Source organism: Marinobacter profundi, assembly GCF_002744715.1.
Lineage (GTDB): Bacteria > Pseudomonadota > Gammaproteobacteria > Pseudomonadales > Oleiphilaceae > Marinobacter > Marinobacter profundi.
The window spans coordinates 627,926-640,522 of record NZ_KZ319367.1 but is presented as its reverse complement, the minus strand read 5'-3'; the positions used below and the strand labels follow the sequence as shown (position 1 = coordinate 640,522).

The window sequence follows — 12,597 nt, the reverse complement described above, 5'->3', positions numbered from 1 at the left end:
GGCGGCAGAATGGGGGCGAATGGATACGCCGGAAGACGCAAGTGACTGGTTGCCGGCAGATTAAAGCTTGGTAAATTCAGCGTAAATTACGTTCGGGGCTCTGGCACCGCGAGTTGTATTGGTGCAACTTAGAACCATGGACGTAATACCAACAAGCAGTACAGCCAACAGGAAGAGGTGAAGTATGAACAAATACGTTCCGGTTTTTCTCGGTGCCGCGGCGCTGGGGGCAATGGCAACGCCCGTGATGGCTCAAGATATCTACAAGTCCGGCGGTGCCGGCTTGTACGGCGGCGTGAACTACACATTCGTCAATATCGATGATGATGTTGTCGATGCCGATCTCGGCACTTTGTCTGGCAAGGTGGGGGCCATGGTAACGCCGTTCTTCGGTGTTGAGGCCAGGGCAGGTTTTGGCGTCGATGACGACACCATCAGTGGCGTGGAAGTGTCTGCCGACAACTTTTTCGGCGGTTACGCCACGCTTAACATGGTCAACGAATCACCCATGACTCCCTACGTCATCCTCGGTTTCACCCGGTTTGAACTGGAGGCATCCGGCCCCGGAGGTTCGGTTTCTGACGATGACTCCGATGTCTCCTACGGCATTGGCCTGAATGTGGATGTAGCACCTCAGGTTGCCGGTAACGTCGAGTACATGCGCTACTACGACAAGGACGGTGTCACGGTCGACGGCCTCGGCCTGGGCGTCACCTTCAGCTTCTGACCGGCATGATCAGTGCAGTGGCAACGTCGGAAGATGACCGGGGCTGCCACTGCCTCAATTGCGGATTTCTGCTTTGAACCACCTCGCACATCTGTTCCTGGCCCCCGATTCCCGGGAAGCGCGTATTGGCAGCGTACTCGGAGATTTCGCCCGTGGCATCCGGCCCGAACAGCTCCCGGCCCCGGTAGCGCGTGGCCTGCGGCATCATCGCGCGGTCGATGCCTTCACCGATCAGCATCCCGAGGTACTGGCCAGCAAGGAACTGTTCTCGACGCAGCGGCGCCGCTTTGCCGGTATTGCCCTGGATGTGCTCTACGATCACTACCTGCTGCGTCACTGGCATCGCTTCAGCAGTGCTGATAACGACCGCTTTATCCGTGGTGTCTACCAGGATTTCCAGGAAAGTGAGCACCTGATGCCGGACGCCATGATCACGGTAACCCGGCGCATGGTAAGTCACGACTGGTTTGGCGCCTATCGGGAGATGGATAACATCGGCTATGCCCTCGACAGGATTGCCGGGCGTATCCGCTTTGCCAACAGCTTCCGGGGCGCGATCGCCGAGATTCGCCAGAACGACCGTGAACTGGAGCGGCGATTTCTTAAGTTTTTCCCTCAACTTGTTGAATTTGCAAAAGACTACTAAGGAGATCCAATGAGAAGGATAGCCACCCTTACCCTGGCGGCGACCCTGTTGGTGTCCGGTGCAGCCGTTGCCGCAGAAGACCAGAAGCGCCCTGCAGAAACCATGGGTTTTGTGGAGTGGATAGTCCTCCAGGACACCGGCCTGCGTTTGAAAGCACGGCTGGATACCGGAGCCAAGACGTCGTCACTGCATGCCGTAAACGTAGAGCCATTCACACGGGGCGATGAAGAGTGGGTCAGTTTCCAGATTCCCCTGGAAGACCACAAGGACCAGGAGGAGGGCAACGACCGGAAGGACAGCGGCAAAGAAGACGATAGCGTGGTAGAGGGCGTTGTGCTGGAGTTCGAACGGCCCATCGAGCGCACTGTGTTGATCAAGCGAAAGGGTGCCGACTCCCAGCGCCGTTACGTGGTGCGAATGGAGTTCTGCATTGGCGGCAGTGTCCATGAAACCCAGTTCTCACTCACCGATCGTGGACGTTTTACCTACCCGGCACTGCTCGGGCGCCGCTTCATGCGGGATGACAACATCCTCGTAGACTCCTCCGACAGCTTCCTGGCACAGAAGGAATGCGAACACAATACACTGGAGGATATCGCTACCCTGGCGAAGTGAAGACGGCTCAAGAACCCCGTCAGTTCGAAGTCCTTGTTGTATACTGTCGCGTTTTCCCGCAACACGTATCCCTCTGCCAAGGAGCACCGTTTTGTCTGACCACGACAAAATCTTCGGACTTGAGAGCATTATTCTTCATCACTCGTTTGACCAGGTAAAAGGTCGCACCATCCGGATTGAATGTCGGGAACGGACCCACCTTGGCGGGGTCAACGGTGCCGGTAAGACGTCGGTATTGTCGCTGGTGCCGGCGTTCTTCGGCGAGGAACCCGAGCGTATTGTGACCAAGGCTTCGGGCAAGCTGTCGTTCCTCGACTATTACCTGCCCACCTTCCAGAGTCTGATCATCTTTGAATACCGGCGTTACTCGGGCCTGTGCTGCGCGGTGATGTTCCGCCACAGCCAGGGCAAACCCTGCTACCGGTTTGTTAACGGTTCGGCGGAAGAGACCTTTTTTGCGCCGGAAATCCGAACGCTGATGCAGTCCGGCGCCAGTGCCGATGACATCTTCGCGGGGCTGCGTCAGCAGGGCGTAACGGTGTCGAAGATCATCGATACCATTACCAACTACCGTGCCATCATCCAGCGTAACCAGAAGCTGTTAAAACGATTGCCGGCCGACGCCCGCTGGTTGCGAGCGCTGTCCGCCGATTTCGGACTGGGCAACCGGGACACCCAGATGAGCCATATCGAAAGGCTGACCCATGTGGTGCTGAACAAAAATCGTTTGCTCAGCAGTTTCAAGACGATGATCTGTGAAACCCAGTTCGAGAACATTCACCAGCATAGCCGGCCCCGCGCCATCGACCGCAAGGACCTCATTGCGGATATCCGCAGTCTCGCCGCGTTTGCCAGGGAAGAGGACAAGATTCGCGATTGTTTGCGCAAGGACGCCGAACGACTGGCCATATTGCAGCAGACCGACAAAACCGTTGCCAATCTGAAGGCGTCGGTTGAAGAGGCGCACGAGAAACGGGCGGAACTGACCCGCGAGAGGGATCGCCTGGACGAGGAGCGGCAAAACCTGCGCGAGGCTTTTGCGCAGGCAGACAGCGAGTTCTCCCGCCGGATTGTCGGGAAAAAGCATGAGTTCAGCAAACTGGACAGTCAGCTGACCGAGCTTCATCACCAGAATGAGCAGTATGAAACCGCAGGTGTGCCCGCCAAAGTCCAGGACTTCAGTAACCTGGCCGATTATCGCCAGCGGCTGGCAACGGCCCGGGCAGACCATGAGCAACTGACCGGCAAGGTGTCTCGGCTTGAAGGTGAATTCGAGCGTGACCGTGCAGAGGCCGAGCGGGAGTTCGACAAGCTGCAGGGCCAGCGCCGGGATAAGCGGGCCAGTGCGGAGGAGGTACTGAGAAACGCTCGCCACCAGCATGAACAGAAGCTCAAGGCGGTCGAAATCGAACAGGCGAACGCCATTTCCCGCTACAAGGAGGCCCGGGCCTCGGAGCGGGTGGCGTTATCCAGTGACGAGGCACGGCTGATGGCGTTACGGGATAACCCGAGCCAGACCCCGGATGAGCGGCAGCAGATCACGGAAGCGGAAGCGGCCGTCGCAGTGGCGGATGAGCAGGTCGCCACGGTTAATGAAAACCGGCTGGAAGCGGTGAAGAAACGGGACCAGGCTGAGCGGGACTGGAAAGTCGCACAGGACCAGGTTGCCACCATGGACGAGACGGTGCAGCGACTGGAACAGGAGTTTGATGTCCTGCAGCGGCAAATCGCTCCGGAAGACGGCAGCTGGCTATCGCAGTTGAGAAGCCAGGATCCCGCCTGGGGGACGACCATCGCCAGGGTCATTGATCCTGCGTTGTTACACCGCAAGGATCTTGCCCCGGTTTTCTCCTCCCGGGACGCGACGGGTGGCCAACGCCATACCGTCATGGGCTGGTCGCTTCAGATCGGGGAACTGCCGATACCGGAATTTGCGGCTTCGGAGGAAGAATTGCAGGCCCGTGGCCGGGCCCTCGATGAGCGTCGGCAACAGGTCTGGAAGCAACGCACGGAAACCGAGCGGGATGCCAGGCGTCGCCAGGAGGCCTACAAATCCCGGTCCGATGCCCTGGACCGGCTGGAAACGGAATTTACCATTATTAAACGCACCCTGGACAACGCCAGGACCCGGCTGGAAAGCACCAAGGCCCGGCTTGCGGAAACACTGTCACGGCGCGTCGCAGAGTTCGCCCGGGAATACGAGGCTACCAGAAGCAAGCTGCAGGCCTTTGATGAAGAAACTGCAGCCGGCATCACGGCGGTAGAGGCGCAGTTCCAGCAACAACTAATGGATCTGCGGGCACATTGGTCGGAAAAAGAGGCCGATCTCCAGGGAGATATCGACAAGATTTCGGAGATGATGGCCTCTGCGCTACAGGAACATAAGAGCCGCCTGCAGCAGAAACAGCAGGTCCATGACCAGCGCCTGGCGGAAGACGGCATCGACCCGAAGGTTGTCCAGCAATCCCGTACTCAACTGGAGGCACTTCAGGCAACGGTGGATGCCGTTGTGGCGTCCGAGGATCTGGTCAGGGAGTATCAGGCCTGGAGAAAACGCGAGTGGGCCGGTGTCGAAAGTCTGACCGAGCAGGCCAATGCTGCGGAATCCGGACTGGCCACGCTGACCCGGCAACGGGAGGCGGGCGAAGCAGCCTACAAGGAACAGGATGTTAAGCTCAAAGCAGTCGTGGAGGAGCATCGCGGTGCTATCAAACAGCTGAAGGAACGCATCGAAGCAGCCGAGGGCGTACTGCGCCACTTTGGCGGGATTGCCGGGATTGCCGGTGAGATGACCGGCGAAGGCTTCCCCGGCAACCTGGAAGACCTGACCCGGGAACTCCAGAGCGCGCACCAGAAACTTGACCAGCTCCGCCGCGAGGTGGTGGCCACCTTTGACCGGGCGGCCGCCGTGCTCAACCAGTATCACAACACCCAGATCCACAAGTCGTGGCAAAAACTGAGCGCTTACCGGCGTGACCGGTTTGCGGACGAGGTATTTGAACACGACGAAGCGTTCAAACTCGCCCGGGTTCCCGATTTGCGGGAACTGCTGGATACCGACATTCCCCAGTTGCGCCATGCCCTGGTTGACCAGTTCATGTCGGAAGCCGGCAGCCTGGTGAAGTATTTTGAAGGCCTGGAGGTGATGGCCAGCGAAGTGAAATCCGTCTCCAGCCTGCTGAAGCGCAAGATCAACACCGACCAGCAAATCGACTCGCTCAGCGACATCCGCGTGGTACTGCACCCGCGCATTTACGAGGACGAAACCTGGCAACCCCTGAAAGAGTTTGTCGACGCCTGGCATGACTGGGGCCAGCTCCACAAGCGGGACTTACCCAGCGAAGCGCTGTTGCGGCGGTTCCAGCTGGTGACCGATACCCTCAGTGACGCCCGGGTGAAAGACAGTATCGAGTCCATGGTCGACATGCACCTGGAAATGATGGAGAACGGGCGCAAGGTGGTTATCCGCACCGATGCGGATTTCCTGTCGGCCAGCTCCACCGGCCTGACCTATCTCGCGATCATGGCCGTCTTCATGGGGCTGACCCGCTACCTCTGCCCGGATCTCAGCACCCGGATTACCTGGCCCATCGATGAGCTGGGCACCCTGAGTGACAACAATATTGCCCGCCTGGCGGAAATGCTTGAGCACAACAATCTGACGATGATCTCTGCCTGTCCGAAGCTGGACCGCGCACTTCGCCGGTTCTTCGAGAACAAGATATCCCTGAAAAACGGTCGGGTTCACACCTATGAGTCGGCCCGTGCAACCACCACCCGCTCCAACCTGTTTGCCGGTCTGAGCAGCGACCGGGCTGTAACCGCCGGGGAGGCAACCGATGTCGAGTAATCCACTCTTTGAGCGCGCTGTTACCGTTTTACTGGAAGGGCAGGTGGTCTGCGAATTCAGCCACGACGACATCTACAACTACCTGTTGCTGCCGGAACACCAGCGCAAGGTGAACAGTTTTCTGGGGCAACTCAATCGGACTTTGCGGCAGACCAGTGCCCACGACGCCTGGGTCTGTGCCTACCTCGATGTTTCCGATCCGGTCGCCCGGGAGGCTGTTCGTCAGCAGTTCCGTGAAGTTGCCAACAATCTCGAGGCTCTGGTTCAGTTCCTGCGCCTGGTGATGGTGCTGGAGTCCAGTGAGCGGCCGTTGCTGCCGGGGGAGAAACTCTCCGAGGGCGCCATGCTCGAGCGGATCGCCAATGTACCGACGCTGGAAACCCGGCTGCGCTCGCTGACCGAAAAGAATTTCTTCCGCTCCAAGCGCTCCGACAGCGCCGGGCAGATCCGCGCAGTGATGACCCGGCTGGTCGAAGCGGGCTACCTCAAGCCCCTGGGGACCAGTGGCAGCCTGTACCGTGCCACCGCAAAATGGAGCTGGCTCTACGATGCCATGACTTACATCCAGTCCCATGAAGGCATCCGCAGCGATGATGCGGACGAAGACAGCCAGATGAGGCTGCACTGATGGCCCGGTCACACGACGCCCATTCCACTTTGCGGGCACTGGCGACCTATGGCGAGGCCATCCTTGAGGCACACCTCAGCAATGGCAACCGGATTCCCGATGCGGATGAAAACCTCGGGCTGATCGAAACCCTGGAGCACCACCGCCTGGTCTGGCGTATCGGCGAGAGCGAGGATCTCCAGCTGAAGAAGGTCCTGGTGCAGTTTCTTGATCACATCACCGAATCGGACCGGCGGCGATTTGCCAGTGAGCAGGTCGATGCCCTCTGGCGCCAGCTTAACGAGCTGTTCGATGAATACAAAGCAGCCAAGCAGAAAAGCGCGCTCAGCGACATCGAGCGCCTGGAAGGCGAAATCAAGGAATGCCTGGCGGATGTCATCGAGGATATTCGCAGCGCAACCGATGCTTTTTCCAGCTACATAAACACCGGGTTCACCTATATCACCGACCTGGAGTTGCGGATTCGCAAGAACGAGCAGGTCATTGAGCGGGCCGGGCGGCTGATTACCCTGTTTGACAGCTTCCGCATCCGGGAACTGGCCGACCAGGCTGGCAGCGATGCCTTTCTCAAGAGATTGCTACTGAAGCACCTGCCGGCAACCCTCGAAGAATGCCAGAAAAACCTGTCCTACGCCCTCAACCAGCTGCGTATCCTGCTGGTGCGGATGCGGGAGGACCAACGGCTGAGTCGGCTGATTGGCGCGTTCGAGGCGCACTTTGTCACCCATCGCGGGTTTGTGCCGTCGATCGACCATCTGGACCTGGAAGCCTGCCCGCCGGAACTGAACACGGTGAGCCCGTTCCTGATGCGTTCGTTTGGCGACATCTACGACCCCGCCGACGATCTGGAACTCATTGAACTGGCGGCCTCCGCCCGTACCTTGCCCCCGGAGGCGCCGGTTAATACCGGCGCCCGGGCCGTAGAGGCCGTCGATTTCGACATAGACGGAGAAACCATCCAGGAAGAAGAAGACCCTGTCGACAGTGCAATCGAGGAACTCATCCAGACGGTGATTGAAGGCGGGCTGGGCCGCGGTGAGCTGCGGGCATCCGAGGCACTGGCTGCGACCGGGCTGGAGATAGATCGGGCATCCTGGCTGCAGGCTATTGTCAGCGAGGTTGAAACGCTGTCCCGCAATGACCAGCAGTACATTGAGCTTACCTACCACCAGGAGCCGGACGCGGTCTTCCCCGACAACCTTTACGTTTACGACCTGACCCTGAGAAATCCCCATGTCCGCTGAACTGGCCGCCATTGAGCGGCTGCTCCGACGGAGCAGGTCGTCGGTCCGTCGCAATCCGACCTGGGAGGCCATCCACCAGGAGACCGGTGCGGGCCGGATCGTTGCTGGTGAGATTCACTTTTCCGCCGAGGACAGACAAAGATTGCGGGAGTACGCCCGGTCGGTCCATGGTATTGACCCCTTGTTTGACGCCCGGGATGGTGGACGGCTCGCCATGGCCCGCTACGACAGCAGCGAAAAACTGGCGAAAGATTCGGTGTTTGGCCGGCTGTTGGTTATGGCGACGGCCGGGAATGCCGAGATCCGGGTCAGCGGCAGTCCGGTCCGGACGCCTCCCGGGGCGGTGCTGAGCGTGGTGCCGGAGCAGCTGGATGCCGATGCCCTGAAAGGGCAACCGCTGGTGGTCATCGAGAACGGCGCGCTGATGCCCCACTGGCCGGAAATCCGCTTGCCGGACGGCTGGAGTGATGCCGTCCTGTTGTACCGGGGGCATCGGGAGAACCAGCGCGCGGCGACCGAACTGATGGCCGTTCAACCCTCGGAGAGACTGGGCCTGTTTTTTGACTTCGATCCGGCAGGTCTGGTGATGGCGCTGCAGGCTGGCAAAGGATGGTTGTTTGTACCCCGTGACTGGCCGCAGCTCTGCCGTGACTCCGGCGTCAACCAGCCCGGTGTCCATCGCCAGCAGCGCGCGGCACTGCAGCAATTGCAACATGTGCAGGAGCGAAGCGGCAGTGGCGACCTGGCGGAACTGCGGGCCCGTATGGAGTCTGAAGAGCTCGCCGTTATGCAGGAGCACATTGTGCAACGGCAGCTGGAGCTGGAGGTGTTGCGGCTAGAAGACCTGCTGGCCTAGTCCGGCCGGTTTTTGTGCTCCGCCTCGAGCAACGCCGCCTTGCGCTGCAGACCCCAGCGGTAACCGCCAAGGCCACCGTCGCCGCGCAATACCCGGTGACAAGGGATAAGGACCGCGATCCGGTTCTTGCCGCAGGCGGAGGCCGCAGCCCTGGTTGCCCTGGGATTACCGATGTTCTCGGCCACCTGGCGATAACTGACCACATCACCCTCCGGGATACTCAACAGAAACTGCCAAACTTTCACCTGGAATGCGGTTCCCCTCATGTCCAGCGGCAGCTCTGGCCGTGGCGCACCGTCGCTGATGTGCCGATCCAGTGCGATCATCCAGGCGTCCAGTTCCGGGGCATCTTTTGCCGGAGAGGCCGTCAGGGCTGCCCTCGGAAACTCTGCCGCGAGGGCGGCCAGCAGCGCCTGTTCCGAGTCCCCGAACTGCGCGAAACAGATGCCCTTTCCGGTAGCCGCCATCAGCAGCAGGCCGAGGCGGGTAGGGCGGCTGCAATAAACAATGTGCTCCCCGGGTGCACCCGAACGATAGGTTTTCGGCGCCATCCCCATCGTCCGTGACGGCTCACCGTAGATGCGACTTACGGAGCTGAAACCGGACTCGAAAATGGCATCCGTCACGCTGCCACCGCTGGTCAGGGCCTGCTTGAAAAGCCGCATCCTGATGGCATCCTGGTACGCCTTCGGCGAAATTCCGAAGGCGTTCTTGAACACTTTCTGGAACCGGGACGGCGACAGGCCGGCCATGCCTGACAGCGTCGCCAGAGTCAGGCGCTGATCGGAATGTGCCTCGATATGACGGGCAATCCCGATCAGCTCCGTAACCTGTGGGTCCCGGCCTGACCGCTCTCGTGCAGGATCTGCGTCCGGTATATGCTTTTCAGAGGGCTTAGGCTTGGCTATCGGCATGGTTCATCTTCGGTCAGCAATGGATTATCTGATAGCCCTATGAGACCTCACTCGGCACCAGGTTTCCATCCGAATCTTGCTCCCGGGCGCAATGGTTGGGCCCTTAATCGACAAAGCTCGACTGGCTGGAAATCAGCGAGGAGAGTTTCAGATTCCAATGTTTCATGCCACTGGTGCTGTACACGTAATGACCGCTCAAGGATTTTAGCTGCGGTATGCTGTCCGGTTTAACGCCGTTTAATATCAGCGAAGCCAAACGGGCTGCGGTAAGACCTTCCTGATATGCGGATACCGTAAAACCACCAATCCCTTGCTCCTTGCCGATAAAAATATCCCAGAACGAAAAAATAGGCACTTGAGCCCGGGCGAACGCCTGAGCCATCAGATCTTGTGGCAAAACATAGTTCTCGGCAGCATCCCTGATGGTGTGGTGGGTGCCCACGATGACCGCATCGAAGCGTTCGTGAGCGCTGAATACCGCCTGTAACCAGGTGTCCTTCTGGTTGGTCAGAACGATGTCCAGTCGGGATCCGTAGAGTGTCGCCTGCCGTGCTTCCCCGAAAAATTCGCTGACTGCGTTGCGCATGGTGGGAGAGTCGTCCATCAGCACCAGGAAGCGTTCGCTGGGCCGCAGAATTTTTCGCAAGTGGCGGATACTTTCCCCAAAGAAAGGGCGCTCCAGAACGCCAGTAACCAGAGGGTGGTTCAGCAGCGGGTGTTGTTGCGGTCCGCCATTTACCCCGAAAAACACCACCGGAACCTGCCGTTCAACAAGATCACCGGCCATCAACGAAAACGCATTATCGTCCCCGAGAATCGCAATATCTGGCTGGATCACGGTTACCGCCTGCTGTATCTCCGCCACTTTTTCCGGCCACTGAGATCTGGGCAGGCGCTTGGTATCCAGCTCGAGAATATGGATCTCGTGATCTTCCGCCAATACCGAGCTGATGGCGGAGATGTAGTCCGCATCCCATTTATAGTCACTGTGATAACTTTCGATAATGACGACCGTCTTACCGAAACAGAACGGGCTTAACAGGAAGAGACTCAGCATGAGCAAGCGCATGTAATGATCCTTGTTGTTATTGGAGTTTGATGAAACAAACAGCCCTTGCGGGCTGCTCTCTTCCGGATTCCGGAGAATCCCGGGAGTTGCATCTCACAAACATTCAAAATTCGAGCCAGACTTGAGAAACGTCGATAAGCTAATGATGTTATCGGATAAAGCGATTTGAACGTGGGTCGTTTGTCCAGCTGACTGAACATGGATGTCCGAATTTCAGGACAGGGATGTCCGCATTCGTGGACAGTAATGAAAGTGTCCGGAACCTTCCGCATACCCAATTTGGGGGATGCGGAGGGCATAAAAAAATATTCTCCTGTTACCTCCGATTGTTTCGATATCTGGAGGAAATATGAAAGCATTCAAATTCGGTTCGCTGGCCCTGGCAGTGGTACTCAGTGGCTGTGGTGGTGGCGGCTCGTCCTCTGACGAGCCGTCTGGCGAACCGGCGACCCCGCCTTCACCCACGGAAGTCACCAGAACCGGTGTGTTCACCGACAGTGCAGTCGCGAATATTCAATATCAAACTGCAACGCAGAGCGGGTACACCAGCGCACTGGGCGAATATGAGTACGTTGAGGGTGAAACGGTGACCTTCAGTATCGGGGGTATTGCGTTGCCGCCTGTACCCGCAACCGGGCGTATCACACCAGCTGACATGACGGATGGCGGAAGTTCCGCAGACCAGCTGACCAATATCCTGCGGTTGCTGCAAAGTCTGGACGAGGATGGCAACCCGGATAACGGCATTGCCATCACCGATGGCACCCACCAGGCGCTGGAAAATGCCGTGCTGGTATTGGATCAACCCGCTGCCACGTTTGAAACCCAGTTTGCCGATGAGGTGGCCATTGCTACGAACAAAACGCTGATCAGTGCGGACGATGCCGAATCCCATTTCTATGCTTCTCAGCAGGCCGACCTGCGCGGAAGCTGGATCTTTGTCGAACCCGCCGGTGAAAGCAGCAATGGTCAGGGCCCGAATGGCGAAGAAATCAATGTGCTGACCTTTTTGGACGGCGGCCACTACATCGTTGCCCATAAATATGGCAATGATGATCAGGGTGCGGCAACGGCAGAGTGGGGCACCTACACCTGGGATCCGGTAACCGGGGCGCTGAATATCACCGTGATCGGCGAATCTGAAGGTGGCGAAGGGGGGCTTTGTCCTGGGCTCGGGGATTGCGTGGAGAACGTGCAACTGGTGGGCGACGAGTTACATTTTGCCAGCGAGGAGGGCGCGGCGACGCCTTTCCAGGCCGTCAAAAACTCCGGCAACCCCTATATTGGCGCCTGGTATCTGGCAGAAGGGGATGGTTTCAACGTGCTGACCGTTCTGGATGATAGCCACTACGTGATCGCCCATAACACCAATGGCGCAGTGTACGAAGGTACCGATCTTGTGGCGGTTTCCTCCGAATGGGGCACCTACAGTTTAGCCGATGGGAGTTTCCTGGTTACCGGAATCGAAGAGGAAACAGACGGTCCTGGCGGATTCTACGATGGCAGCGGCACCGGAGGGCTCAGTGCTGCGACCGAACTGACCGGTTATGGAGATCTGCAGTTCACGCCGGCGGGTGAGGACAGATTTGCCTTTCGCCGGGTTGGTCGCTTCAATGTGGAGCTAAGCGACCTGGCAGGCAATAAGAGCACGATTATTGTCGAGCGTACCGGTGACGTTTTTGTTGACGGAATGAGCAAGGAATTCGAGTTTGACCTGGTGGGTGAAGCCGATTCGGCTCAGGTATCCCTGCAATCCGGTGGCACCGGTTCTGTCCTGTATGTGAACGACCAGGAGTCTACCCTTATCGATTTCTGGTTGGTAAATACCGGTACCGGCACGCTTCTTTACGAAGAAACTAATCCCGACGATTTCTCTACGGGGCACTGGGTGTTTGCCCCGATCAAGACTCGTGACGGTAAAGAATGGGCATTGGTGGATTTCCGGCACATCGACGGTGATACCGAAAGCCTGCTTGGCTTTTATGTCAGCGAGCTGAAGCCGCTACAACAATGAGCACTGACCATTTCTGATGGTTGACAGGGCTGGC

10 protein-coding genes are annotated in these 12,597 nt (G+C 58.4%); 8 read left to right on the top strand and 2 right to left on the bottom strand.

The window, feature by feature from the left end; genetic code table 11:
- The first annotated feature begins 184 nt into the window (after window positions 1-184).
- From CLH61_RS02780 to CLH61_RS02750, 7 genes are all read left to right on the top strand, one after another.
- Window positions 185-727, top strand: coding sequence for an outer membrane beta-barrel protein (locus CLH61_RS02780; RefSeq protein WP_099613158.1), 543 nt, complete (start codon window positions 185-187; stop codon window positions 725-727).
- Window positions 728-800: 73 nt separating this feature from the next.
- Window positions 801-1,373: an acyl carrier protein phosphodiesterase gene (locus CLH61_RS02775; RefSeq protein WP_099613157.1), complete on the top strand. Its 573-nt coding sequence runs from the start codon at window positions 801-803 to the stop codon at window positions 1,371-1,373.
- A 9-nt stretch (window positions 1,374-1,382) separates the two neighbouring features.
- The gene (locus tag CLH61_RS02770; RefSeq protein ID WP_099613156.1) at window positions 1,383-1,988 is read left to right on the top strand and encodes an ATP-dependent zinc protease family protein; all 606 of its coding nucleotides are present in this window, start codon (window positions 1,383-1,385) and stop codon (window positions 1,986-1,988) included.
- Window positions 1,989-2,079: 91 nt separating this feature from the next.
- Window positions 2,080-5,838 (top strand): ATP-binding protein, encoded by a 3,759-nt coding sequence (locus CLH61_RS02765; RefSeq protein WP_099613155.1) that lies wholly within the window; start codon window positions 2,080-2,082, stop codon window positions 5,836-5,838.
- The gene (locus CLH61_RS02760) at window positions 5,828-6,466 is read left to right on the top strand and encodes a condensin complex protein MksE (RefSeq protein WP_099613154.1); all 639 of its coding nucleotides are present in this window, start codon (window positions 5,828-5,830) and stop codon (window positions 6,464-6,466) included. The genes CLH61_RS02765 and CLH61_RS02760 overlap by 11 nt, the downstream gene beginning before the upstream one ends.
- Entirely contained in the window at window positions 6,466-7,710 is a 1,245-nt protein-coding gene (locus CLH61_RS02755) for a hypothetical protein (RefSeq protein WP_099613153.1), read from the top strand. Before CLH61_RS02760 ends, CLH61_RS02755 begins: the two co-directional genes overlap by 1 nt.
- A complete protein-coding gene (locus tag CLH61_RS02750; RefSeq protein ID WP_099613152.1) occupies window positions 7,700-8,566 on the top strand; it encodes a DUF7281 domain-containing protein in 867 nt (288 codons plus the stop codon). Before CLH61_RS02755 ends, CLH61_RS02750 begins: the two co-directional genes overlap by 11 nt.
- Here the strand turns inward: CLH61_RS02750 and CLH61_RS02745 are convergent.
- Together CLH61_RS02745 and CLH61_RS02740 are read right to left on the bottom strand one after the other, a co-directional pair.
- Entirely contained in the window at window positions 8,563-9,480 is a 918-nt protein-coding gene (locus CLH61_RS02745) for a bifunctional transcriptional activator/DNA repair enzyme AdaA (RefSeq protein WP_099613151.1), read from the bottom strand. The genes CLH61_RS02750 and CLH61_RS02745 overlap by 4 nt on opposite strands.
- A 103-nt stretch (window positions 9,481-9,583) precedes the next feature.
- On the bottom strand, window positions 9,584-10,549 hold the full coding sequence (locus tag CLH61_RS02740; RefSeq protein WP_099613150.1) for an ABC transporter substrate-binding protein: 966 nt from the start codon (window positions 10,547-10,549) through the stop codon (window positions 9,584-9,586).
- A gap of 484 nt (window positions 10,550-11,033) precedes the next feature.
- Here CLH61_RS02740 and CLH61_RS02735 point away from each other — a divergent pair, with 484 nt between their 5' ends.
- On the top strand, window positions 11,034-12,563 hold the full coding sequence (locus CLH61_RS02735) for a hypothetical protein (protein WP_143752060.1): 1,530 nt from the start codon (window positions 11,034-11,036) through the stop codon (window positions 12,561-12,563).
- Window positions 12,564-12,597: the final 34 nt, after the last annotated feature.